The 22,736-nt window shown below is 36.0% G+C and carries 21 protein-coding genes; 6 read left to right on the forward strand and 15 right to left on the reverse strand.

Going from position 1 to position 22,736, the window contains the following annotated elements:
- Positions 1-149 precede the first annotated feature (149 nt).
- A complete protein-coding gene (locus L6W14_RS20560) occupies positions 150-902 on the reverse strand; it encodes a hypothetical protein (RefSeq protein ID WP_048394266.1) in 753 nt (250 codons plus the stop codon).
- Positions 903-1,255: 353 nt separating this feature from the next.
- Between L6W14_RS20560 and L6W14_RS20565 the strand changes: the two genes are divergently transcribed.
- Complete coding sequence (locus L6W14_RS20565; RefSeq protein ID WP_036079404.1) at positions 1,256-2,443, forward strand: FtsW/RodA/SpoVE family cell cycle protein; 1,188 nt, start codon at positions 1,256-1,258, stop codon at positions 2,441-2,443.
- A 57-nt stretch (positions 2,444-2,500) separates the two neighbouring features.
- On the opposite strand, the gene L6W14_RS20570 is transcribed toward L6W14_RS20565, so the two are convergent.
- A complete protein-coding gene (locus tag L6W14_RS20570; RefSeq protein ID WP_004232019.1) occupies positions 2,501-2,638 on the reverse strand; it encodes an Lmo0850 family protein in 138 nt (45 codons plus the stop codon).
- Between the two features lie 369 nt (positions 2,639-3,007).
- Here L6W14_RS20570 and L6W14_RS20575 point away from each other — a divergent pair, with 369 nt between their 5' ends.
- Complete coding sequence (locus L6W14_RS20575) at positions 3,008-4,168, forward strand: MFS transporter (RefSeq protein WP_371824159.1); 1,161 nt, start codon at positions 3,008-3,010, stop codon at positions 4,166-4,168.
- A gap of 217 nt (positions 4,169-4,385) precedes the next feature.
- Positions 4,386-5,843: a cardiolipin synthase gene (cls, locus tag L6W14_RS20580; RefSeq protein ID WP_048394260.1), complete on the forward strand. Its 1,458-nt coding sequence runs from the start codon at positions 4,386-4,388 to the stop codon at positions 5,841-5,843.
- Between the two features lie 49 nt (positions 5,844-5,892).
- Here cls and L6W14_RS20585 read toward each other — a convergent pair whose 3' ends face one another.
- From L6W14_RS20585 to L6W14_RS20600, 4 genes are all read right to left on the reverse strand, one after another.
- Positions 5,893-6,672, reverse strand: a complete 780-nt coding sequence (locus L6W14_RS20585) for a M15 family metallopeptidase (protein ID WP_131520855.1) — start codon at positions 6,670-6,672, stop codon at positions 5,893-5,895.
- A 150-nt stretch (positions 6,673-6,822) separates the two neighbouring features.
- Positions 6,823-7,071, reverse strand: coding sequence for a hypothetical protein (locus L6W14_RS20590; RefSeq protein WP_054549596.1), 249 nt, complete (start codon positions 7,069-7,071; stop codon positions 6,823-6,825).
- Positions 7,072-7,126: 55 nt separating this feature from the next.
- The gene (yidC, locus tag L6W14_RS20595; RefSeq protein WP_004232011.1) at positions 7,127-7,888 is read right to left on the reverse strand and encodes a membrane protein insertase YidC; all 762 of its coding nucleotides are present in this window, start codon (positions 7,886-7,888) and stop codon (positions 7,127-7,129) included.
- A gap of 176 nt (positions 7,889-8,064) precedes the next feature.
- On the reverse strand, positions 8,065-8,859 hold the full coding sequence (locus tag L6W14_RS20600) for a helix-turn-helix transcriptional regulator (protein WP_048394255.1): 795 nt from the start codon (positions 8,857-8,859) through the stop codon (positions 8,065-8,067).
- A gap of 506 nt (positions 8,860-9,365) precedes the next feature.
- Here L6W14_RS20600 and L6W14_RS20605 point away from each other — a divergent pair.
- From L6W14_RS20605 to L6W14_RS20615, 3 genes are all read left to right on the forward strand, one after another.
- Positions 9,366-10,016: a LytTR family DNA-binding domain-containing protein gene (locus L6W14_RS20605; protein ID WP_004232004.1), complete on the forward strand. Its 651-nt coding sequence runs from the start codon at positions 9,366-9,368 to the stop codon at positions 10,014-10,016.
- 349 nt (positions 10,017-10,365) lie between these two features.
- Positions 10,366-11,886: a succinyl-CoA:acetate CoA-transferase ScpC gene (locus tag L6W14_RS20610; protein WP_131520856.1), complete on the forward strand. Its 1,521-nt coding sequence runs from the start codon at positions 10,366-10,368 to the stop codon at positions 11,884-11,886.
- 156 nt (positions 11,887-12,042) lie between these two features.
- Positions 12,043-13,185 (forward strand): MFS transporter, encoded by a 1,143-nt coding sequence (locus L6W14_RS20615; protein WP_237898789.1) that lies wholly within the window; start codon positions 12,043-12,045, stop codon positions 13,183-13,185.
- A 17-nt stretch (positions 13,186-13,202) separates the two neighbouring features.
- On the opposite strand, the gene L6W14_RS20620 is transcribed toward L6W14_RS20615, so the two are convergent.
- From L6W14_RS20620 to L6W14_RS20660, 9 genes are all read right to left on the reverse strand, one after another.
- On the reverse strand, positions 13,203-13,511 hold the full coding sequence (locus tag L6W14_RS20620; RefSeq protein WP_004232000.1) for a hypothetical protein: 309 nt from the start codon (positions 13,509-13,511) through the stop codon (positions 13,203-13,205).
- A gap of 498 nt (positions 13,512-14,009) precedes the next feature.
- Positions 14,010-14,291: a GNAT family N-acetyltransferase gene (locus L6W14_RS20625; RefSeq protein WP_131520857.1), complete on the reverse strand. Its 282-nt coding sequence runs from the start codon at positions 14,289-14,291 to the stop codon at positions 14,010-14,012.
- 223 nt (positions 14,292-14,514) lie between these two features.
- Positions 14,515-15,429, reverse strand: a complete 915-nt coding sequence (locus tag L6W14_RS20630; RefSeq protein ID WP_004231995.1) for a DUF1002 domain-containing protein — start codon at positions 15,427-15,429, stop codon at positions 14,515-14,517.
- A gap of 159 nt (positions 15,430-15,588) precedes the next feature.
- Positions 15,589-16,446 (reverse strand): CvfB family protein, encoded by an 858-nt coding sequence (locus tag L6W14_RS20635; protein WP_131520858.1) that lies wholly within the window; start codon positions 16,444-16,446, stop codon positions 15,589-15,591.
- 29 nt (positions 16,447-16,475) lie between these two features.
- Positions 16,476-16,895 (reverse strand): transcriptional regulator MntR, encoded by a 420-nt coding sequence (gene mntR / locus L6W14_RS20640; RefSeq protein ID WP_004231993.1) that lies wholly within the window; start codon positions 16,893-16,895, stop codon positions 16,476-16,478.
- A 122-nt stretch (positions 16,896-17,017) separates the two neighbouring features.
- Positions 17,018-17,314 carry a late competence development ComFB family protein gene (locus L6W14_RS20645; RefSeq protein ID WP_371824172.1) on the reverse strand — a complete coding sequence of 99 codons (297 nt, stop codon included), beginning with the start codon at positions 17,312-17,314 and terminating at the stop codon, positions 17,018-17,020.
- Positions 17,315-17,484: 170 nt separating this feature from the next.
- Positions 17,485-19,608 (reverse strand): heavy metal translocating P-type ATPase, encoded by a 2,124-nt coding sequence (locus tag L6W14_RS20650; protein WP_237898791.1) that lies wholly within the window; start codon positions 19,606-19,608, stop codon positions 17,485-17,487.
- Positions 19,589-19,960 carry an ArsR/SmtB family transcription factor gene (locus L6W14_RS20655; RefSeq protein ID WP_131520861.1) on the reverse strand — a complete coding sequence of 124 codons (372 nt, stop codon included), beginning with the start codon at positions 19,958-19,960 and terminating at the stop codon, positions 19,589-19,591. Before L6W14_RS20655 ends, L6W14_RS20650 begins: the two co-directional genes overlap by 20 nt.
- 141 nt (positions 19,961-20,101) lie before the next feature.
- On the reverse strand, positions 20,102-22,471 hold the full coding sequence (locus L6W14_RS20660; protein ID WP_131520862.1) for a penicillin acylase family protein: 2,370 nt from the start codon (positions 22,469-22,471) through the stop codon (positions 20,102-20,104).
- Positions 22,472-22,736: the final 265 nt, after the last annotated feature.

The raw sequence follows: 22,736 nt of genomic DNA on the forward strand, positions 1-22,736 counted from the left end.
CACCGTATTTTTAACGGTGAGATTTTGCGTGTATATTTCATCAATTATGCCCTAGCATCATTACTTCCTGCTATTGAATTGTACAGGAATAATGCAACATAAATATTGTCTACCAACATCTTAGTTCTTTGATTGCGTCACCATGAAGTTTAAATAATATAGATTAATTCATCGTGCTCTGTTTTTAAAATCGTATTTAAGTCATCCCAAACTTCGTCAGGAAAAGAATATTCAGACAGATTGCGAACTTCTATTCCATACGCTACTTTTGGTTTCTCAATCCGATACAGCGATAGTAATGCTCCATCTTTCGCAAAGGATCGGTAAGAACGTAAAAAATCTGGTGATATAGCGGGAATACTCGCTTTTACTTTTCGACGCCAAAATCCAGTGCTGCGTTCCTTTTCACGAATTAAACTATTAAAAACATTGGCAACCAATAAATCCGAATCACTTAAATGACGAAAATAAATTTTTGTCATTTTCTCTAAGTCTGAAGAATAATAGACAAATCTATTTTGTAATTTATTAAAAAATGCTGACGTAATCGGTTCTTTCTTGTGACTTATGTAAAGCAATTCTCCTTGTTCCATCGGTGTTAAATGATCTAGCCTCTTCTCGTCCATAAAATCTACCCAGCATAATTCTTTAGATTCAGCAGATTTTTTCACAAAACGAGGAACATCTTCTTCTAATACATATTCAAATTGTGTATGCATATTAAAAGAACCGTCTTCATAGGAATGTTTTAATAACAGTAAGTGATGTAGTGGTTCAAGTGCAGCCACAAATTGCGAGAATTTTAACCCGCTAAATATAACAAATTTATCGACATCATTCATATGAACATAAATATGATACATAAAATCATCAGCTGACTTTAATTTTTTAGCCACAACCATCACCCCATTCTTCACTACATTATAAGACTAAACATGATTTTTTTGAAACATTTTATGTTAATTGTCGTTACTACTATATACGCAGGCATAAAAGTAATTTTTGCGTTATAATTAGGAATGTTAAACATGCATTTGCATATAAAGTTTAGATTACTCAATGAGTTCAAGTATTTGCTTAAAATTCCATTGACAATATTCAAAGCAAATTGCAAGCTTATCAATAGATATGAGCTATTCTTACACCACTACTGGTTATTAATTTGCTTTCTTCTTTGACCAATTATAAACGAAATAGGGAGAATCGCATCACATTTACTCATATTGAGATACTATTTTAATTTTAGGTGGCTTTTATGGAAAATAAACGAAATTTCGCAAATCGTTTTGACTGGACACTTGCATTTATACTCTTCACTTTTCTAGTCATTAGTTTGTTAGCTATTGCATCTGCCCAAACTTCAGGACAATATGGTATTAACTACGTACCAAAACAAATGCAATGGTATGTGATTGGTGCAGTTATTATTGGTATAGTCATGTTTTTTGAGCCAGATCAATATAAAAAAATGTCATGGTATATGTATGGAGCAGGGATTGCCTTACTGGTACTGCTTATTTTTATGCCAGAAGGAGAAGGTCAAATCGGTGCACCCGTTAATGGTGCTAAAAGCTGGTATCATACGCCGATTGGAAATATACAGCCTTCTGAGTTTATGAAAACTTTTTACATTTTAGCACTAGCTCGATTAATTAGTAAGCACCATGAAATTTATTCATTACGATCAATTAAAACAGACTTTTTGCTACTCGGTAAAATTGCAATCACCTTAATCGTACCATTAGCTATTATTTTAAAGCAGCCTGACCTAGGCTCAGCACTCGTATTCTTTGCCATTACTGCAGCCCTTATCATTGTAGCGGGTATTTCTTGGAAAATCATTCTACCAACTTTTTTAGGTGGCATGGTAGCAGGCGGTACACTACTGTGGATGGCACTTTATATGCAGGACTTTCTAGAAAAAACATTTGGTTTTAAGGCTTATCAATTTGCTCGTATTTATTCTTGGCTAGACCCCTATTCCTATTCATCCAGTGATGGCTATCATTTAATTACCTCTTTAAACGCCATTGGATCAGGTGAAATTTTTGGTAAGGGATTTAGAAATCGTGAAGTATATGTAGCTGAAAACCATACCGATTTCATTTTTACAGTTATCGGTGAGGAATGGGGCTTTATTGGCGCTAGTATTGTTATTTGTATTTTCTTCTTATTAATTTATCATTTAACAAAGACAACCCTTTTATTGAAAGACCCCTTCTCGACCTATGTATGTGCTGGGATTATTGCAATGATTACCTTCCACGTTTTCGAAAATATTGGTATGACTATTCAATTATTACCTATCACAGGTATTCCACTTCCGTTCATTAGCTACGGAGGAAGTTCACTTATGGGGAATGCTTTAGCAATTGGGCTAGTCTTTAGTATGCGATTCCATTATCGAACTTACATGTTTACCACACATGATGAAGATGAATAACTATAGAAAAAGGGAAGTCTCGCGTATTGAGACCTCCCTTTTTCTATTGGAAACGAGTTAAGCTTGAACTTGCGGAGTTTGCGTTGGTGGTGTTAGCACTTTTAAAAGTTCTAGTCGAGACTTTGTTACTGTGGCTGTTACACCCAACTTAGATAAATTCGAAACAATCTTTTTCAAATCTACTTCTTTTGTCATACATTCCACCTCAATCTTTCCTCGATTTTATATAACGTTTTATTTACGAAAAAGTTTCATTTTTCTACGAGTATGATGTCTGACAAATTTATCATACCATTTAACTTACCTTTAAAATTTTTCAATTTTGTTACATTGTAAATTTTTCACATCATCAAACTTTTCCATCAAACATCTTTAAATTACCCAAAATGGCTACATTTTATTCAAAAATCAGAACATAGATTTAAAAAATTTTAAATTGCTTCATTTCTTTCTTTACTAAATTGTTCCACTTTATTCAAGCTTCCCCTCCCCTATTGTTGTAATCGCAAGAACAAGAGGGGTAGAATATACATATTGAAATATCGTATGAAAGCAGGGAACTGTATGAAAAAGGCTATTTTATTATTGATGTCTGTTCAATTCCTCGTTTATCTAGGGTTCGGCATTATTATTCCCGTCTTACCAGAGGTAATTGTGCAGCAAAATTGGCATGATCTCCACGTAGGTGGTTTATTGACCGTCTATTCACTTGCAAGTTTTTTCACAGCACCGTTTTGGGGGATGCTATCAGATAAGGTAGGGCGAAAACAACTAATCCTTACTGGTCTAATTGGCTTTAGCCTTAGTTTTGTTATTTTTTCACTATTTATTGATAACCTAGCTATATTGTATGTTTCACGTATTATTGGTGGTTTATTTTCTGGTGCATTATATACAGCAGTAACAGGATTTATCGCCGATATGTCTAGTGAAGAGGATCGCAATAAGTATATGGGCTTTATGGGCATGTCCATCGGTCTTGGGTTTATTTTTGGTCCAGCAATCGGAGGAATGCTAGGCCATTATAGCTTGCAGTTACCGTTTACTGCATCAGCTTTATTAATTGCACTATTATTTATTTATGCAAGTTTCGTCCTAAAAGAACCTAAAAAACGAAAAGATTCAAATAAACGTGCTATAGTGCCAAAAGGTGCTGCAACAATGCTACAATTTCGTGTGCGCTATTTATTTATGTTTTCTTTTTTAGTAACTTTTATGCTAGCGGGCGTGGAGGCTACATTTCAGCTATTTCAAATTGAAAAAATTCATATTACACCATTACAAATTGGTTACTTGTTCATGTTTAGTGGCTTTGTCGATGCAGCTATTCAAGGAGGGGTCGTTCGACGCATAAAAAATGGCAGTGAAACGACATGGTTAATCGGCGCACAAATTGTAACTGCTGTTGGCATGCTTTTATTTACATTAACAGCTAATCTTTTTATCGCTGGGCTTGCCCTTTGTGTTTTTACAGCAGGTAATGCACTTGCAAGAACATGTGTTGTATCACTCTCCTCTAAAGAATCTGGAGGACAATATGGAACTGCCGCTGGTCTGTCCTATTCGATGGATAACTTAGGACGTATTCTTGGTCCACTATTTTTCACATGGTTATTTACTGTCCAATCAAGTCTTGGTTATTATATTTCGGCTGCAATAGCCATTCTCTCTATAAGCCTAATTTATATATATAAGGCATCCCGTAAATCATTGCGTCATCCATAAAATATAGTAGGTTGCAATTTATGGATACCAATCGTTGAGTCAGTAATCATAGAAACATCCTATCTATTAGAGAATTACTAATTAAATCATGCGGATTATCCCTATATATCAAAGGGATAATCCTTTTCCATGCTAACTAGCCATTTCATATCTTCTTTCCGCATTTGAAGTAGGCTATACTAAGTATGTTATTAACAATACAAAGGCAGGTGTAGGAATGAGCATTTTTACAGATATAGAATATTTAGTTCCTTTAACTTTGTTTTTTAATATTTTATTAGCCATGACCATCATTTTCTTAGAACGTAAAGATGCTACCTCTACATGGGCATGGATTCTCGTGTTATTTTTCCTGCCATTAGCTGGATTTATTTTGTACTTATTACTTGGAAGACAATTACGAAGAAAGCATCTATTCCGTTGGGAAGGACGCAAGGATATCGGGATTGATAATCTAATTACCTACCAGATGGAAGCGATTCGTGATGAAACGTTTGAGTTTCGTATTGCTAATGCAGAAAATTATCAAGAGATGATTTATATGCACCTCAGAACAAACAATGCGGTATTAACACAGGACAACCATCTGGATATTTTTGATGATGGTGCCGATAAATTTGAGCAGCTCCTTAAAGACATTGAAGCAGCTAAAGATCACATCCACATCCAGTATTATATTTTCAGACTTGATGACTTAGGTACACGCATCGTCAATGCATTGATAAAAAAAGCAAAGCAAGGTGTTAAGGTAAGGCTTCTCTACGATGAAATGGGATCACGTAATGTAAAAAGACGTCATTTTAAAGAGTTGCTGCATGCTGGTGGTGAAGTAGAAGTTTTCTTCCCATCCATTTTGCCACTTCTTAACCCTCGTTTAAATTTTAGAAATCACCGAAAAATCGTTGTCATTGATGGTCGAATTGGCTATATTGGTGGTTTTAACGTCGGTGACGAGTATTTAGGTTTACAAAAAAAGTTTGGTTATTGGCGTGATACACACTTACGTATTGAGGGTAGTGCCGTACATCCTTTGCAAACCCGCTTTTTACTTGACTGGAACCAAGCTAGTGCTCAACAAAAAATGGGGTACTCTGATCGTTACTTCCCTGCCATCCCGAAAAAAGGTGATGTGGGTTTACAGATTGTTTCAAGTGGACCAGACTCGGACTGGGAGCAAATAAAGATCGGTTACTTAAAGCTTATTAATATGGCTCAAAAATATATTTATATTCAAACACCATATTTCATCCCAGATGTTAGTTTTTTAGACGCCATTAAAATTGCCACCTTGTCAGGCATTGATGTACGCATAATGATTCCTAATAAGCCTGATCACATGTTTGTATATTGGGCTACTTATTCTTATGTTGGTCAATTATTACGTGCTGGAGCCAAAGTCTACATCTATGAAAAGGGCTTTATCCATGCTAAAGCTATTATTATTGATGACGAGGCTTCCTCTGTCGGAACAGCGAATATTGATGTACGAAGTTTTAGTCTGAATTTTGAAGTCAATGCCTTCATATATGATGCAAATATATCGCACCAATTGGCAGAACTGTTTGAGAAGGATATTTTTGATTGTACGGAATTAACATGGGAAATGTATAAAAACCGTTCAACACTGATTAAATTTAAAGAATCTATTTCCCGTCTATTAACACCCATTTTATAAAAATAAAAAGGAAGAGAGCCTATTCACCGCATGGCTTCTCTTCCTTTTATTATTTAACACCTAAATATTCTTCCAATGTAATGTTTTTCTTTGTTATCTCTTTTGCAATCTCTTTGCCCACATAACGATAGTGCCATGACTCATACATATAACCTGTTATCTCTTCTTTGTTTTGAGGGAAACGCAAAATAAAGCCATACTCCTGTGCGTGTGCAAATAGCCATTGCCCTGCTGGAGTTTCCCCAAATTCTTCTGTCAGCCACACATCTTCTTTTCCACGCTCTCCTATATCAAATGCTAAGCCTGTTTGATGTTCTGAGTAGCCAGGTCGAGCACTATATCGATCTGCTGCTGCCTGTCCATCACGTTTAACATAGTTATTATAAAGTGTTGTTTGATATTCAAAAGATCGGTAGCCACTAAATGCAACTAAATCAAATCCTTGCTGCTTGGCAGCGGCTAGCATTTGATTTAACGCTTCTCGTGCTTCTGGATTTTCTTCAGGTGCAAAGGTAGATGGAAGCGGATAAATTTTATTAGCTAACAGAATACCATTAATATAAGTCGGTTCCGTAGGTAATGTTTGATTTGGAAGATACCCATTTTCGTCAGGTTGTTGCTCTGGCTTTGCAGGAGTTTCAGTATTGTCTGGTTTCTCTGTTGCAGTAGAATCTTGTTCAGCTGGTTTGTTTGTTTCTGTTGTTTTTGGCTGCTCATCAGATGCACTATTTACTTGATTATTTTTATAGTTATAGACTACAAAAATTGCTACGATTAACGCAATAGATATGAAAGCACCAACGATAAGCGGAAGACGATTGTTTTTCACTCTTTATACCCCTTTTAAAATATCAGGTATCTAAAAGGATGTTTTAAAGCATTTCACCTTGAAAATACCTATTTTATTGTATTACTAGTTATAATCTTATTTTAGCACTGTTCACATTTTCAGGTGTAAATTTCCTACGTAAATATTCAATTAATCTGTTAGAACGATGACAAATACTACTATAGATGCAATTGCGAAAAAAATTGCCATATACTGCATCCATTTTGCTTCTTTTACATAACCTTGCTCTTTAAAGCTTTTTGCTCTAAACCCATTTGATAAGGCAAACATGATCGTCATTGCAAGTACGGCAAAATTAAATTTCCCCATAATAATAAATACTAGTGCTGCAATACTAAAAATTGCAACAAGAATAGATGATAGCCATTTTTTGTTCATCTTGCTGTCCTCCTAAAAAAATCGAGGCAACAAAGGCGCCTCGACATCAATCAATTTATTTTTTTGCTTTCTCAGGATGTTCCGAATAATATTTACGCCCAATATATGTTTGAATAATCAACAATGCACCACTGACAGACCAATACAAAGGCAGTGCTGCCATAGAAGACATAGAGATAAAGACAATCATAATTGGTGAAATATAAATAAACATTTTCATCTGCGCTTTTTGTTGTTCAGGTACCGTCCATAAAGATACACGAGCCTGGATCAGGTAAACAATCCCTGCAACAATAGTCATCACGATATCAGGTGAACCTAAGCTAAACCATAAAAACTCATGGGATTTAACATCGGCAGAATACAAGATCGAGAAATACAGCCCCATAATAATTGGCATTTGAATTAACATCGGTAAACAACCCATATTAAGTGGATTAATGCCATGCTTTTGATATAGAGCCATCATTTCTTGTTGATATTGCGTTTGCTCTTCTTTTGTCTTAGCTTCCTTCATTTTTTTCTGAACGGCTTCCATTTCAGGTTTAAAAGCATCCATCTTCGTTTTCATTAATTGTTGTTGACGATAGTTTTTTAACATAATCGGCATTAAGACTAAACGAATTAGAACAGTAATCGCAATGATTGCTAAACCATAGCTCCCTGAAAAGATATCATTCCCAAAAAACTCCAATAAAAATTCCATAGGTTTTACAAAGATACTATAGAAAAAACCTTCTTTGTTTTGCACAGCTTGACAGCCACTAAGAACAAAAACGGCAATACCAAGCATTGAAAATAGCTTCAAATTTTTCATTTTTCCACCTACTATTATTTATCAACTACTGTGAAGTATACCTTATAGGGTCTCTCTTTATCAAATAGCAAGTGCTACTTATTCCTTAAGCTGTTTCCTCAGATGATTCATCAAAAAAGATGCGAGCTTTAGCAACGCTAATATCTTCGCATCTTCTCATTCTCTATGCACAAAATCTAAACATTTTGTAATTCAGCTTCTGCCATTTCAAAACGATAAAATTCATGATGAAGCTCGTCTCTAAAATGTTTTGGCGTAACTCCAGTATATTTTTTGAAAATACGTGTAAAATAACTTTGATTACAAAAATGGAATTGATCTGAGATAGAAGTAATACTTTTGTTTGTATGTCGTAAGTAGTATTGTGATTCTTCTACACGTCTTACATTTAAATACTCAACCAATGTAATGCCCACATGTTCTCTAAAAATACGTGATAAGTGACTAGTACTTATATGAAAGTTATTCGCTATACTTTCAACAGTTAAATCATTTTCAAGCTCGTCATTTATATACATTATCACTTTGTTAACAGTTTGATGTCGGAAAGTCGGTTGTTTGCGATCTGCAATAAAGTAAACAAAGAAATCAATTAAATCATCGGCAAATTGTAAAAACTCTGCGTCTTTCATCTGATTTTCAATCATATCGTTACACGCAATATTGAAAGCAAATGCTTTTTTCGAAGGTACTTGATTGTCCAGCAATTTACGAGCAACAATTGATGACAAAACAGAAAAATAACTTCGAACGATTTTAATGACCTGTTTGCCAAAACGAATTGAGAGAATATCAATTAACTCATGCAAAGATTTTTTCGCTTTTGCAGATTCTAAATGGTAAATTTCAAAAATTAATTTCGACTCAATATTAAAAAATTCTTCGACACCGATATATTGATTAATATTATCGATTTCTTGGAAGTATCTTTTGGATATCGTTTCTGACATAGAATGTTGATGTAGTTGCATAATCTTCCCCATCTTTCCTCAGAGTGCACGAATTGCATGACAATATTTGACACCAATCCCGACGAATTAAAAAATAAGAAAATAGTATTTACTTATTCAATATAAGAACTGAGTCCTATTTCACAAATTTTATTAACAAATAAATCAAAAATAACCCTACTAAAACACCAGATATAAAAAAAATAGACTATACAGTGAATTTTACCATATTCTGCGATTTCCTTTCAACCACATTTTAATTGCTACTCTAGTTCTAATTTATCACATACGCATAGTAGAAACCTCGTAAACTTATTCCTAACAATTAAATTTTACCATATACATATCAAAATAAATTAGTCATTTTATAAATTTATTTACAAATTATACAAAACAACTTACATCATTCTAATGAATCATTCGACATTTTTCTATTTTATTCCTAAATCTTCTCTATATAATTTATATGAATATGTAGTAAAATAGATGATAATACTATTTTTAAAAGTTTAGACGAGGTGTTTAAAGTGGATCCAAAACAAATAGAAGAGATCATGGAGATTATTAAGGAGTTCTTCCCTGAAAATACGTCCATCGCTATCTCTGATACAAATGAATATTTGTATTACCAACCAAGCAAGAAAGTTGATTTAAAAATTAAACCTGGTGACCCTATCAAAGAAGGTTCAGCCGCACACAAAGCATTAAGCTATGGTCAAAAAATCAGCTCTTATATCGAACCTGATGTTTTCGGTGTCGCCTATTATGGCATGAGTATTCCTTTAATGGAGGAAGGCGAAACAAAAGGAGCTATTACTGCTATCTTCCCGCAAAAACCATCAGCATTCTTAACAAACTACATTACCATCAAAATTGATGATTGCTGGTACCCAATCAAACATGATCAAGTTATTTATTTAGAAACACAACTCCGTAAAACATTTGTTAAAACAATGACTCGTGAAGGTTATCACCGTTTAAACTTAAGTGATCTAGAGCTATTTTTAGCACCTGACTCATTTATTCGTTGTCACCGCTCTTATATCGTTAACATTGACTACATCGATGAAATTCAACCAGATTCACACTCAACGTTTTTATTAATTATGAAAGATGGGACACGTATTCCTGTTAGCCAACGCTATGCAAGCTATTTCCGTCGTTCTTTAGGTTTCTAATTTGTATGAACAGCGAGCAATTATAAAAATTGCTCGCTGTTTTTTTGCCACAAATCAGACTCATTTACCTCCCTATTTAACTATTTTTGCACTATTTTTAATGTAGAAAACAACTAAATTTATACAGCTCTACAATAAAACGTTTTCTCTGTCGAAAAATCATCTTAATGCTCGATTTTCCTTTTTTTACTCAATTTAATGCTAATTCTAAAGTTTTTGTGACAATTTGGTGATAGTATTATTCAAATGGTTGGAGTCATACTACAACTGAATAAACAGAAAATTCTTAAATGTTTTTTCTAGTTTTGTAATCGGTTTCCATCAAAATTATTTAGGGGAGGATTTTTTTATGGATGCAAATGTTCAAAAACGCCTAGGTTTAAAAGAACTTGAGAGTAAAATTGTAACTGCTGAAGAAGCAGCAGCACTGATTTCTAATGGTGATGTAGTTGGGATGAGTGGTTTTACTCGTGCTGGGGATGCAAAAGTTGTTCCAATGGCATTAGTTGAGCGCGCAAAAAATGAAGAATTCAAAATTGATGTATATACAGGTGCATCATTAGGACCAGAAGTAGATAAGTACTTAGCAGAAGCTGGTGCAATTCGTAAACGTGGACCATTCCAGGGTGATGCGGGTATCCGTAATTTAATCAATTCTGGAGATATCTTATATGTAGATGCTCATCTTTCTCATAATGCTGAGCTAGTGCGCCAAGGAATTATCGGACCAATCAAGTATTTAATTCTTGAAGCGGTTGCTATTACTGAAGATGGATTAATCATTCCAACAAACTCTGTAGGTAACTCACCTATCTTTGCCGAATATGCAGAAAATATTATTATCGAGTTAAATATTTCTCATCCAGAAGCTTTAATCGGTATCCATGATATTTATGTACCTGGAGAACAAGGTAAACGTGAAGCTATTCCAATGACAGATGCTATGCAACGCCTTGGTGATATTGGTATCAAAGTAGATCCAGCTAAAATTAAAGCAATTGTTATTTCTGAAGAGCCAGATGCTCCTTCATTAATTGTACCTCCAGATGAAGAAACACAAAGGATGGCAAACATTTTATTAGACTTCTTCCGTGACGAAATTAAAGCGGGCCGTTTAACAAAACAATTAATGCCATTGCAATCTGGTGTAGGTTCTGTAGCAAACGCAGTACTTGATGGCTTTGCAGATTCAGAATTTGAAGATTTAATTGTTGCATCTGAAGTACTTCAAGATGCTGTATTTAACTTAATCGATGCTGGTAAAGTTAAATTCGCCGCTGCTACTTCAATCACACTTACTGAAGAATTACAGCAAAAAGTTTATGGTAATTTAGAAAAGTATGCTGATAAAATTTGCTTACGTCCACAAGAAATTTCTAACCACCCTGAGCTTATCCGTCGTTTGGGTCTAATCTCAATCAACACAGCTCTTGAGTTAGATATCTATGGTAACGTTAATTCGACGCATGTGTCTGGTACTCGTATGATGAATGGTATCGGTGGTTCAGGTGACTTCGCACGTAACGCACGCCTTGGTATTTTTGTTACAAAATCATACGCAAAAGGTGGAGCAATTTCTTCTATCGTGCCAATGGTATCTCACGTTGACCATACAGAGCATGACGTTGATGTTATCGTTACGGAACAAGGTATTGCTGACTTACGTGGTCTTGCACCAAAAGAACGTGTACCTTTAATTATTGAAAACTGTGCACACCCAGATTACAAAGAACAATTATGGGATTACTATAACCGTGCAGTTGAGGCAACTGGCAACCACCAAACTCCTCATCTGTTAGAGGAAGCACTTTCTTGGCATGTAAATCTTGCTAAAAACAAAACAATGAAAAAAGAAGTTGCAAAAGCTTAATTATTAAATTCTCGTACGTCTAATAAGTATTAACTTATTAGACGTTTTTTTTACGTGAAAGCAAAAAACAAGTGAGAAGTATTATCGATTGGAAAATGCTATAATAGGACTATACTAATCTTATTGACTATAATGTTCTATTTCATCGGAGGAACCATGAAGAAATTTATCTATGCTATTATTTTCTTTTCGTTTTTCGACCTTTTTACCCAGCTTCCTGTTATGAGTACTTATGCTGAGTCTTTAGGTGCATCGGCATTTCTCACTGGTCTTGCAGTGGGCATGTATTCGCTTTCCAATACATTCGGTAATATCATTTCTGGCTTCTTAACGGATCGCAAAGGACCTTTCATTATACTCATAATAGGTCTTCTAACAACGGGTCTATCATTAACATTTTATAATTTAGTAGAAGAGCCCATTGCTCTATTAATTGTACGTTTTATCCATGGCCTTGTTGCAGGCTTCATTGTTCCTGCTGCCTTTACATTTCTAGCGAACGCTACAGAGCAGGAAAAAAGAGGAAAGGGCAGTGCTATTTCTGGCGCCTTTGTTGGTATTGCAGCCATTATAGGCCCTGCATTTAGTGGCATTTTAGCTAGCCGGACAAGTGTACCCTTTGTTTTCAATATCACAGCAAGCTTTATGCTTCTGCTAGGTATCCTTGCGTGCTTTATATTGAAAGCAAATCAAGTAAAAAAAGAGAAGACTAAACCAAGTAATTACATTCCGATCAGTGTCTTTTTTAATAACACAGGAACATTAAAAGCCTTTTTAGGAGCCTTTTTCTTAATGTTTTCTCAAGGGGTTATTGCGTATCTACTCCCGCTTAAAGTACATTCATTAGGGTTCGACTCTCGTTTAAGCGGCACTTTAATGAGTACATTTGGTATTATTGCAGTTCTTGTTTTCCTATTACCTACTAATCGTATTTTTGATAAGGTCAATCCACTCAAAACATTGTCTTTTGGTATAGGCTTAATGGGAATAAGCCAGCTATTAATTAGCCAAGCAAATTCTAGTTCTTTACTCTATATAGCAATGGCTTGCTATGGGATCGGATTCGGTTTCCTATTCCCTTCAGTAAATTCGCTGCTAATTGACTCCACAACTGCTGATGTACGAGGAAAAGCATATGGCTATTTTTACGCGTTTTTCTCTCTAGGTGTAGTTATAGGCTCTTCTTTATTAGGTTGGCTATCACTTGGTACTGTCAGTGGCTTTGCATTTACTGGCTGCGTATTATTGCTCTTTGCAGGCGCAATCCTTATCCCACACAAAAGACCTTCTCATGCTTAGATGAGAAGGTTTTTTGTTTACTTTTCCTTTTCTTGAATTTCTTCATTATAGAAATGGACACCAGTATGTCCTCCGCCTTCAGCTACCATTTCATTCGAGGCAATTTTAGTTGGTGACGTACCAGCCTCTGTTGCTACCTCTGTTGCTACACGCTCTGCAATATTGTCATGCATATCAGGACCTGTAGTAAGATACGACTCTAATTTTGCTTTCATACTATTAAACATTGTTAGTGCTTTATCACGATTCTCTTTTTTACTGAAATAAGATGCTGCTAGTCCTGCTAATCCTGCAACGACAACACCTGTTCCTTTTCGTTTTGCCATAGTTTATAACCTCCTAAAAATATAGAAACTAGCTCTGTAGTATAGTTTTTCCCTATTCTTAAAAGAATAAACATTATTTTTTTATCCCCACTAGCATATATATTAATGTATGGATAAATACTTGCCCTTTTATCTAGTAATAACTCCTCAATCCATTGTAGTTCGTCTAGTTTTTAATGCAGACAATCTCACTCGATCTCCTATTAAAGTCCAGTTATCGGACCCTTATTTTTAGCATTCGTCAAAATTTTGTAACTATTTATGATTATAAAGGGTAAGTAAAGGGAATTAATGAATTAATAATAAAATAGGAGAGTGGTTAGGATGAAAGATTTCGATTTAGCATATGATTGGATAGATATGGCTTCATTAATCGGCGGGGCTGGCTTCTTAACAGTACTAATTTATAGTGTCATTCTATTATAAGGAGCTATTTACATGATTTGCTCTAGCAATTAAAAGGCAATCCGCTTAATTAAAAGCAGATTGCCTTATTTTTTATTGTTTCACGTCATTGTACGCATCTGATTTTTCAAATACTGCCACAACATAGGAACAAACGGCCTTCATTTTATAACCATTTTCGCGTGCATACGATGCTGCTTGATCGAGTAATTGTTTGGCCACACCTTGACCACGGAGCTTATCTGATACATATGTGTGATCCATTACCATTACTGAGCCATTTTGCTGCCAAGTAATTTCTGCTAGTTTTTCTCCTGCTTGCTCATTCAAAAATGCAAACTTATTTTCTGCTAATTGTTGTAATTGGAATTCCATTTCTCACCACTCCTTTTATTCATAGTACCATAGCTTTTTATATTTTCACAAAATTTGCGACGCTTCTTTTATCTAATCAGAGAAGGTATGTCCAAATAATCGGTTAGCTTTCCTATGTCGAAAACATCACAGTTCAAAGTCTGTCACTTGTTGAATCAAAAAAAATCTGTATACCTTCTCTAGCAAAGAAGGTATAACAGATTCCTTTCTATCAACTATAAATTTAGTTAAACCATGAAGAAATAGTATCTTTTAAATTCGCAAAAAAGCTTTTTACGCTTTCCCAGAAACCTTTATCTTCCATAAGTGAGCCAAATTTTTCTTGGATCGTATTACTGATATCATTTAATTGATCAGACCATTTACTAAAATCAATGTCCAGCTTGCTTATTTTATCCATTAAATCCACTAGCAGTTGACGGTCCTTTTCACTTAAATTAATTTCAAGCTTACTTAATTGCTCTTCTACAATTTTCTCCACATCTTCACGTGTTGCTGGCTTTAGCTCTGCAATTTGCTTTTTAATTTCTGTCAGTAATTCCGCAACCTTTGCATCGTCTACCCCCGCAGATTCTGCAATGGATGTTGCTACTGATAACTCTTCATTTGCTACATCTGTACGATCAATATCCAGTGTTTCCCCTGTAGTGACCTCATATGCCTTGTAAATACCTACTAATGCTGAATGCCCTGTAACAGCTTTCGGCGCAGCTACTTGTACGGATGCATCCTGAATTCCTGCTGTTAACATCGCATTTGCATACATCTCTGAAGTTACCTGCGTTATATTCGATGGTGTGACAATTTGTATTACTAGACCCTCGCCTGCATCTCTGCGTGTAATTTTTGCAGAAGAGTACATACGTGAGCTTGAATTACTATCTTTAATGTATTTTACTAGATCCTCACCAGACACAGTAATTTCTTCAATTTCAGGTTCTTCGCTTACTTTTAATGATTTTTTAACTGACTCTTTTTCAGCCTCAGATAAATTTGCTCCATACACGACAATCGGTACGCCTAGTTTTTCATCAATTGCTTTTGGAGGCGTATTGTCAGATGCAAATCCTGTTGCTGGTGCCATCACTCCAAATACTAACATTGTAGCAGTTAGTATTTTAATCCATGTTTTTTTCAAATCGTGTGACCCCTTTCGCTAAAACTTCATAATTAGCAAGTATAATGTATGCCACTATACAATAATTAGTACGAAAAAAAGACGAGAAGGTTTCAAGGATGTCTCTCGTCACTTTTCCTTTTGTAAAATGTTTTGCTAGCTAGTCAAACTAACCATCCTTTAAATTTCTTCAGTCCAACCGTCCTGTTGTTTCACTTTACCAGCTTTCATTAATGTTCCTAAGGCACGTTTAAATGCACCTTTACTCATATTAAACATTTCTTGAATCTCTTCAGGAGACGATTTATCACCAAATGGCATTTTACCGCCCACATCCTGTATATACTTTAATATTTGTTGCGCATCATTTGAAAGACGCTCATGTTTTCTTGGTAAAAGAGAGCCATTCATGGAACCATCGTCTTTTACATCGATAATACGAACAACTACATCTTGTCCTAATCGAGGCTCATTATTTCGCTCAGACTCATGCACAAAAATACGGTAAGGAACTTCTACACCTAGCAAAAATGTCCCAATCGGTAACAAACGGTATGGGCGTGCTTGGATATTCTTATTGTGCATATCTTCAAATGCACCTTCATATAGCTCCGAGATTTTTTCCTCTGTGGCTAAACGACCAAATAAATCACCGTTACGATCTGTACGTAGTGTCATAAATAAATGATCGCCTGGTTCTGGCCATACCTCTTTTAATGCAGGTAAATCCTCTGCTCTTACTAATACTTCACGAGATGTACCAATATCCACAAAAGCACCTTCACGTTCCACTACTTTCAAGACACGTGCCCAGCCGTATTCACCTTGTATAAAAGCTGGAATAGCCGTTGTTGCAGCCAAATCTCCACGACGGTCTGCAAATAAAAATACTTCAAGGCGGTCACCTACTGTTAGTGGCTCTGTTACCTCTGAAGCATTTAAAGGTAGTTCTTCAACTCCATTTGTTAAAATCCATTTCGATGCTTGTTGCTCTAATACCGTTAATGTAACGACTTCACCTGATTTTAATGCGTTCATATTGTCTCCCTTTCCTTCACACCATCATTTTAAAGATTGTGCTGTGTCTTAGATGCCTCTAATTTTTTCACGATGTCTGGATTTTCTTCCATTACTTGCACAAGATCTGCAATACGATCGATTGAATTCCAACTTAAATGATGTTCAATTCCCTCCACATCATCATAAATACGTTCTTCATCCACACCAATCATTCGTAAAAACTGCTCGAGCAATTCATGACGCTGCACAAGACGCTTTCCGAGCTTATCCCCTTTAGGCGTCAATGTCAGTCCACGGTACTTTTCATAAACTAAATAACCATCTTTATCTAATTTTTGAACCATTTTTGTAACAGAAGAAGGAAGAACAGATAATGCTTCAGCAATGTCAGACACTCGCGCATATCCCTTGTTGGCAATTAATAAATATATTTGTTCGATATGGTCCTCCATACTAGGTGTTGGCATATCCTTTTCCCTCTCTTTCCTTTTCTTACTCTCTAGTTTACTACAAGCTTGGCTTAAAAGTTAACTGAAAATACATAGCCTAGAAAAACACTTCCTATACAACTTAAATAGAGCCTCTTCTATTAAGAAGTAGGCTCTACTTTGTGTCGAGGATACTTATTTACCACATGTAACGAATGAATAATCTCTTTATTAATGCGCTCAATGTTTCCAGGAGTATTCATTTCTTTAAATGCCTCATCTCTAGCTTCCATAGATGTAACATACTTACTTGGCAATGCATTTAGTGTAAGTGCCACCGTGTCTAATTCACAGATTTCGCATTTACAAAATGTTTGATATTCTGGTCCTCGTAGTAAGAAGCTTACTAAACCACGCACAATTTCTTCTGTAACATTTACTAAAATAGGATCTGACATATTCAAACTTTCGCCTCATTTATATTTAATTGTTACATTACTCCTGAAACTATAATAGCCTTAAAAAAAGTCTTTTTCAAGAATCACAAGTAGCATCTATTCGCATAAAATCCCTCGTGCCAAAGCAAGATTAATTTCCTACTTTTTCATATATTTCTACACCTTACTTACTACTTTTTTGCTCTAATTAGTCTTAATGAATTAAACACAACTAATAGTGTTGCACCCATATCGGCAAAAATTGCTATCCATAATGTTAACCATCCTGGTATGACAAGTAGCAATGCAATTAATTTTAAAACTAGGGCAAATATAATATTCTCTTTAATGATACGTAATGTTTTTCTGCTCAAGCCAATAGTGTAAGGAAGCTTTGTTAAATCATCACCCATTAAGGCAATATCTGCTGTCTCAAGAGCTGCATCTGTTCCTGCTCCACCCATGGCAATTCCTACGTTTGCAGTGGCCAATGCTGGTGCATCGTTTACACCATCTCCAACCATTGCTACAGCACCAAATTGTTTACGTAAATCCTTAATCGCCTTTAATTTTTCTTCTGGTAACAAGCCAGCGCGCACATCTGTCATCTTTAATGACGTAGCAATGGCTTTCGCAGTAGGCTCTGCATCGCCTGTTAACATCACCATATGCTTTACTTTTAAGGCATTTAATTTGTTCAATACATCCTTGCTTTCATGACGTAATTGATCAGCAATTGCAACCAGTCCAATAAGTTGATTATTCGAAACAGCTGCTACTACTGTTTTACCCTGTTCTTGCAGATTCTTAACCTGACTTTCTATATTTTGATCTACAGAAGTTAATGAAGTAGCCCATTTCATGCTACCTACATAAATGATCTGATTATCCACGGTAGCATAGGCACCTTTTCCAGTTACTGATTGGAAATTTGTTGGTATTAGCTCAGATAATTTTTTATCGTGTAATCTATTTAAAATTGCTTTAGCTAAAGGGTGCTGTGACTGTTTTTCTACCGCTGCCACTAGTTGTAACACATAGTCCTCTGACCAGTTTTCAGTCGTTACGATATCTGTTACTGCTGGCTGCCCTTTCGTTAATGTTCCTGTTTTGTCAAAGGCAACTGCTTCAATATGTCCTAGCTGCTCTAAATGAACACCACCTTTGATCAGTACACCTTGCCTTGCTGCATTACCAATGGCTGTAACAATGGCGACGGGCGTAGAGACGACCAGTGCACAAGGACACCCTACCACTAAAACAGCTAGCCCCTGGTAAATCCAATGCTGCCAATCACCTACTATTAAAGGTGGAAGTACAGCTACTAAAAAAGCAATAACCATAATTGCTGGTGTATAATACTTTGCAAAGCGATCTACAAATTGCTGAGAAGGTGCCTTTTCTGCTTGTGCTTCTTCCACTAGATGTATTATTTTAGCGATAGTAGTATCTTCTACACGCTTTGTCACACGTACTTCAAGAGCACCCTCTTCATTTAAAGTCCCAGCAAATACTTCATCATTTACTGTCTTATTTACGGGAATCGACTCACCTGTAATAGCTGCCTGATTGACTGCAGACAACCCACTAATGACTATGCCATCCATCGCAATCTTTTGCCCAGGCTTTACAATTAAAATATCTCCTATTTCTATTTCCTCAGTAGGTAACTCAACCTCATGGTAGTGTTCACCGTGGGCTCTTTTGATAATCGCTGTTGGTGGAGCAATATCCATTAATTGACGAATAGATTGACGTGCTTTATCCATTGAATACGCTTCAAGTGCCTCACTCACAGCAAATAAAAATACGACCACTGCTGCTTCTTCCCATTCACCGATAATAGCAGCTCCAATGATGGCGATTGTCATAAGCGTCTTCATATCAAATTCAAAGCGAACTAAATTACGGAAGCCTATTTTAAAAATACCCACTCCGCCCACAAGGATGGCTATAATGAACATGGCAATCGGTAGAGGGTTCGATTCCCCATTCATACCTACAAATAGATAACCTAGAATGACAAAAAGCAATGAAATTCCTGCTAAAACATTTTCCTTTTTACGATAAAAAGGTGTAGTATTTTCAAGTGCTTTTGCTGCCGATTGTGTAACCTTAATACCATCAAAGGCACCTGCTTCTTCAATTTGGTCTACACTAATAGCACCGATTACTGTAATTTTAGAAGCACCAAAATTTACTTGTGCATCCTGTACTTCTGGAATAGCCTTTACGTTTTTCTCAAACTTTGCAGCACAACTAGCGCAGGATAAATTTTGTAATCTGTATTCTTGTTTAATTGGCGTGGCTGCCATTCGCAATCCCCTCTTTCGCATGTTCGTAGGCAATTGTTACAATTTGATATACATGCTCATCCGCTAAAGAGTAATACATTTGCTTACCTTTGCGGTGTGATCTCGCTAAATTATTATCTTTCAAATATCGTAAATGATGGGATGCTGTAGCAACTGAAGAACCAATAATAGTTGCAACATCACAAACACATAGTTCATCTTCCACCGTTAAAGCATAGGCAATTTTAAGTCTAGTTTCATCAGATAACGCTTTTAAAAATTTGGCCACACCTGATAAATCAGGCATTTGTTGTTTCACCTTTGTGACTGCTTCTTCATGTACATGCGTCACCTCACATATTTCTTTCGGCATTTTCCTCACCTCATTCAAATATTCGTTTGATTGTATTCAATGTAACATATTATTCCATCTTATTCAAACGAATATTTGAATGTTAGGATGTATATCCTTAAATAAAAAAGTTAGCGCACTTTCTGTACGCTAACCCTTTTATTATTTCGCTATTAATTGTAATGTTTTGCCTTTTATCTCTTCCTGTTTAATAAATGTTTGATGGTAATCACCATTTGCCCAATCCAGCACCTGATCTTGATACCAATCAGATTTTACATGACCACTTTGACCAGGACCAACAATATGATAGGCTGAGCTTAAATCACCTACATCAACCACAAAACGCCAAGATGCACCGTGATCTACATTACCAGCTAAATCATTATCTGCTGCTTGTACGGTAACTTTTGATCCACCAATAGGAACCTTTTTAGCATTAAAATAGGCTGCAAGAATAGGCGATGCACTTCCTAGTGTATGGTCAAAAGTAAGCTGATGGTAATCACCCCATTGCCATTTCGAGGAATTTTTTCCGAATTGATCTTCTAGTTGTGCTATTGTTAGCTCAAATGCCTTGTATACGGTTTCATCAATGCCACCCTGCTCCTCAATCCAAATGCTTTTCTCTCCTGAATAAGCTGTACGTAAGAGCTGGTCTGTAATATTAAACTTCCCATACATAATGCCATACATATCTTCAGGCATTTGATCTTTAAACAAAACTTCCTGTAGCTTAATCATTAATGTATGGAACACAAGTGGTGCACCTGATTCCTTTGCGTCCACCATATCCCACTTCTCTAGCATGGCCATAATATCGGCATACTTCCCATTCTGATCTTTTTCTTTTATCGATGTTAATAAATCAGGCAGAAATTCTCTTGCATAGAGATTGTGCTGATCCATTTGCAAAGCCATCATATCGTCTACTGTAATAGCATCATTTTCCTCTAACACTTCTTTAATTCTTTCGAAACGATAAGGTTGCGCCCAGAAATCAGTTATGTGATAAGGGTAGTCCTCTCCTATTACTTGGTTATTTGCCGTCGCAATAAAACCTTCTTTTGGATTTACTAGAGTCGGTAATTCATCCCAGGGGATAAAGCCCTCCCAGCCATAGTCGCTCGAATCACCTGGAACTGGTAATTGGCCTTCACCTTGCTTACGAATAGGTATTTGACCATTAGCTTTATAAGCAATCGTACCGTCCTTTGATGCAAATACAAAATTTTGTGCTGGCGCTTTAAAGTCTTCTAAAGCTTTTTCGAAATCACCCCAAGTTTTTGCCTTATTAAAACCAAGCACTGCTCTTAGTTCAGCTGTCGGTTGTAGTGCTGTCCACTGCATCGAAAATTGTGCTGTTGGCTCTGTATCTTTAAAAGCTAAATCTGTCATTATAGGACCGTGACGTGTAACAACGACTTCAAAATCTACCGTATCTCCATCTTTTACCTTAATTGATTCGTCGCGTACCTCTGCTTGTTCCCATTTTCCATCGTATCTGAATTGTGTTGGATTATCTGGATTTGGTATCTCAATATATAAATCCTGTACATCTGGACCTACATTGGTTACCCCCCAAGCAATTTCATCATTATGGCCTAATATAATACCTGGAATCCCTGCAAAGATGACGCCACTAACATTTTGTTGTGGTGATTGCAGATGCATTTGATACCAAATAGAAGGGGTGCTTAACCCTAAATGTGGGTCATCTGCTAAAATAGGCGTTCCTGATTTCGTTTTATCACCTGAAACTACCCAGTTATTACTTCCATTAAATTCGTTTGGTAGCATTTCCGCGCTGAATTGCCCAGCTACCGCTACAGGATTTTGGATATTGGCCTCGATTATCGCCGAAGCATTTTCTGGATATTTAATAAATAATTCTTTTGCCTTATCTTCATCAAAATTCTGTAATGCCCAATGACGAAAAGCTAATGTATTCCAATTTCCACCCAGATCATAGGCCATGTATTTACCAATTGTTAAGGAATCAACAACTGTCCACTCCTCTGGTTCATAGTCTAACAAAGCAAATTCATAGCTTAGTGTATTGCTTTCCTTTGCCTGTGCAATAAAAGCATTTACTCCTTCAGCATACCATTCAAGTACTTGTTTGCTTTCGTCATCATAGGCAGCTAATGATTTCTCTGCAGCATTTCGCAAGCTAAATGTACGGAAATGTTTGTCGGTATTAATCGTTGCTTCTCCAATAATTTCAGATAATCGACCACTTGCCTGCCTTCGTGCTAAGTCCATTTGAAATAGTCTATCCTGTGCTTGGACATAACCTTGCGCACGATACAAATCAGCATCTGTTTTGGCAAAAATATGCGGAACCCCTTTTTCATCTCTCGTGACTGTCACATCCTGATCCAGAATAGTAACAGCTAACTCACCATCAATCACCGGCTTAGATTTATTCATAAACCATGTAAATCCAATAAAAGCCACGAGAGCCAAAGCAGCTATTATCCCAGCTATGACAATGAGCCACTTTTTCCAATTAAGCTTTCTCTTTCCCACTGAATAACCCCCTTTTTGCACTATATTCCCGTACTACCTTCCCAAACCCGCTTTGAAACCCAAATTTTTTAGCGAAATTTCTTGTTTTATGTATATAAAATCGTCTCTAAATACAAAAATTTATATTTATTCGCTATTAGAATAGTATAAACAATAGGAATTATGAAGGCTACTGAGTAATGTTAAAAATTCGTTTTCATAGAGATATAAGAATTCTATAGAGTATATTTTCTTTTATCTTCACTCGTGAAGCGGTCCATGTTAT

The sequence above is a fragment of the Lysinibacillus sp. ACHW1.5 genome (assembly GCF_022014815.1).
Classification (GTDB): domain Bacteria; phylum Bacillota; class Bacilli; order Bacillales_A; family Planococcaceae; genus Lysinibacillus; species Lysinibacillus capsici.